The following is a 2,826-nucleotide window of genomic DNA, read 5'->3' on the forward strand; positions in this document are numbered from 1 at the left end:
CGATCGAGGGCCAGCAACTGCCCTGGTCGTTGGCCTGGTCGGCGAGGCTGATCAGCACCGCCTTCTGGGTCGGCGGCATACGGATGGGCCAGCATAGGGCCATCACTGCGGTACTCATCGGGCAACACCCTTCCCTTGCAGCCGCTCGGGCCGCAATGCGTTCTGTCGGTTCATGTGGAGGTGCGGGCGTCAGGCCCGCAGGTTGGAGGCGTGGGCCAGGCGGCCCTCGCGTTGGGCGTGGTCGGTCTGGCAGTCGTGGTCGCAGTAGCGCGTGGCGGGGTCGCAGCGTTCGTCGCAGTTGGCGCAGGTGCCCAGCGGCATCACCACCAGGGCCCGCGCCTGGGCCTCCTGTTCAGCGCGCAGGCGCTGGCGGACCAAGGCCGCCTGCAGGTAGGCCGCTTCGCTGACGCTGATGAGGTCGTCTTCGCCCGCGCGCTCCAGCGTGTCGCGGCCGTCGTGSACGGTGATCWGGCCGSCGCGCATCAGCACACCTCCCGGAACGTCTTGGGCCGGCTGCGCTCGTTGCGCAGCCTCAGGGTGGTSAGCACSGCCTGGATGGCTGCCACCAGTTCGGTGGCTTCGCTATCGACACGGCGCAGTTCGTTGTCSGAGACRGCRCCGTCGGCMGTCACCTCGCTGACCTCGCTGATCAGCTCGGCGAACTCACGCGCCACGCGCGTCACGCTCCGGAACGTGTCGTCGTCATCGTTGTCCGAGCACGCCGGCAGCGGCACCACCATGCAATGGCAGGCCATCGCGAAGGCGTTCAGGATGCTGTGGTTCTTCGTCAGCAACGTCAGCTTGAGCGCGTCGGCCAGGCCGAGCTTGGCGGTTGCATAGTTGGGGTCGACCTCGTGGTTCAGCGTCGACGTGCTCTTGCCGAGCAGCGGCGCGAGTGCCGTGGTGCCGCCCGGGTGGTCGTGCACGAGGTTGAAGGCTGCGGTTTGGACATTCATGGCATGGGCCGTTTGAAGGGGCTATGGATGGACCGCGCACTGGTAGCCATACTGCGCACCAATGAGCGCACGARAGAGAAACTGATGAGCGAGAAGAAGACGGASGGGCTGAGCGTGGAAATGGTGTTYGCGCAGGTGRGCGTCGAGTTCACCGAGATCGCRTCGCCGATGGGGCCGMTGGGTGCGCTGCAGGTGACGCTGACTGCACCAGCAGGCCAACCCCCWGCCACACTGGTACTCGGCGTACCGGCTGCGCGCCAGCTCGCAGCAGTGCTGCGAGAAGCGCTGTCTCTTCACACTGCCCGGCCGCCCTCGCCTGGAGAAGCACTGCAGTAGATTCAGCCTGAGTCAGCATGCGCGCTGCTCAGAGGTGCGGATCACACCTTCTGGGCCGTCATTCGAATTCGCTGTTTGGTGCGAGACCGGAAACCAGTGGGGCCTGAGGCAGCGAAGTTGCCAGACCCGGGATCGCGGAAGCCACTCGCCCCATTGGCTGACTGCAGATGACGAGATCCCGAAAATCTCTGCGAGGGGCTTCACCCCGTTGGCCAGTTTGATGGCCTCAGACTTAGCAAGTTGGGCTTTCATAGCGCACTAGCTTAGCACACTGAGTGTTTATTTAGCAAGCACGCTAAGCGAACTATGTGCGTTAATTTCGCTTAACTATTTTCATCGAGAAAAATGAGCAGCCTCGCCGATCGAATCAAGGAAGCAATGGAAGGCGCCGGACTCCGGCCCGCCGACCTCGCTCGCGCCACCAAGAAGACCTCAGGCGCCGTTGCAATGTGGCTTGGCGGAGGGATTAAGAGCCTGAAAGCTGACAGTGCGGCAGCAATCGAGTCCGCGACGGGCTACAGCGCCGATTGGATAGTCACCGGGAAGCCGCCCAAGAGACGCGAGGGTCCATTCATTCAGGAGGCCAAGTACGGAGAAGCGATGTGGGAGGACGCCGACAAGTTCTCCACGCCTGAGGACCCTGATCCAATGAGAGCCAAGGTCCCTGTGGTCGGCGCGGCAATGATTGGGGAAGAAGGCCTGTTCGATGACATCAGGTTCCCGGTCGATCGGCCTGATGGGTACATCGATGGCTATAGCTCCGACCCCACCGCGTACGCCCTGCGCATCCGCGGCGATGGTCTTCATCCCGCACTTCGAGACGGGCACTACATTGCTGTTGAGCCCGCCGCACGATGCGAGCCTGGTGAGTACGTAGTCATCGTGCTCGATGACGGCACCACGATGGTGAAGGAGTTCATGTTCGAGCGCTCCGGCAGCGTGACGGTACTCAGCGTGAATACTGGCAAGCGCTCCACCTTCGATCGCGCCAGCATCAAACACATGCACGCGATCGTTGCCGAGGTATCCGCCAGTCGTTGGCACCGAGCGTGAGGACGCCTACGGGCGAATTCTTTCTCGACGCAGCGCGTCATCTGATGCGCCGTAGACGCGCTCGCCCGCAAGCCGACGGAAAAGCCGGACGCTTGGCCCTCGAATAGTTGATCACACTGAGTGGTTTACTTAGCACAATAAGCTTAGCGCGCTAAGATGGCGTCCGACTCAACCCCGGACCATCAATGCGCCGCTCAAGTCTCCTAACATCCCCACCCGGCATCCGCTCGGCTGCTAAGCCAATTGCCGCATGCGACGTCGTTCACGTACTGCGCAGCTACCGCTGCCACTACCACCCCAACGACCGCAACGGCTTCCCGGCCGCCTGCGACACCGGCGTCCTGCCTATCGTGCAGGTCAAGGCCCGCGACGCTGAGCACGCGCAGCGCATCGCCCACCAACTGACCGGCTGTTCCATCAGCAACGTCGAGCGCATCGACGAGGCGGCGGCATGAGCGCGAGCCACGCGCACTTCCCCCTC

General features: G+C 63.5%; 5 protein-coding genes. 2 read left to right on the plus strand and 3 right to left on the minus strand.

What is annotated here, in order from left to right; all coding sequences use genetic code 11:
* Positions 1-189 precede the first annotated feature (189 nt).
* The 3 genes from AC1D01_RS28505 to AC1D01_RS28515 form a co-directional block, all read right to left on the minus strand.
* Positions 190-483, minus strand: coding sequence for a hypothetical protein (locus AC1D01_RS28505; protein WP_477872408.1), 294 nt, complete (start codon positions 481-483; stop codon positions 190-192).
* On the minus strand, positions 483-956 hold the full coding sequence (locus tag AC1D01_RS28510; RefSeq protein WP_477872410.1) for a phage regulatory CII family protein: 474 nt from the start codon (positions 954-956) through the stop codon (positions 483-485). The genes AC1D01_RS28505 and AC1D01_RS28510 overlap by 1 nt, the downstream gene beginning before the upstream one ends.
* Positions 957-1,304: 348 nt before the next feature.
* Positions 1,305-1,544: a Cro/CI family transcriptional regulator gene (locus AC1D01_RS28515; RefSeq protein WP_477872412.1), complete on the minus strand. Its 240-nt coding sequence runs from the start codon at positions 1,542-1,544 to the stop codon at positions 1,305-1,307.
* 93 nt (positions 1,545-1,637) lie between these two features.
* On the opposite strand from AC1D01_RS28515, the gene AC1D01_RS28520 reads away from it, so the two are divergent.
* Entirely contained in the window at positions 1,638-2,345 is a 708-nt protein-coding gene (locus tag AC1D01_RS28520) for a LexA family transcriptional regulator (protein ID WP_477872414.1), read from the plus strand.
* Between the two features lie 185 nt (positions 2,346-2,530).
* Positions 2,531-2,800, plus strand: coding sequence for a hypothetical protein (locus AC1D01_RS28525; protein ID WP_477872416.1), 270 nt, complete (start codon positions 2,531-2,533; stop codon positions 2,798-2,800).
* The last annotated feature ends 26 nt before the right edge of the window (positions 2,801-2,826 follow it).

The sequence above is a fragment of the Rhizobacter sp. P3_B12 genome, from assembly GCF_056402895.1.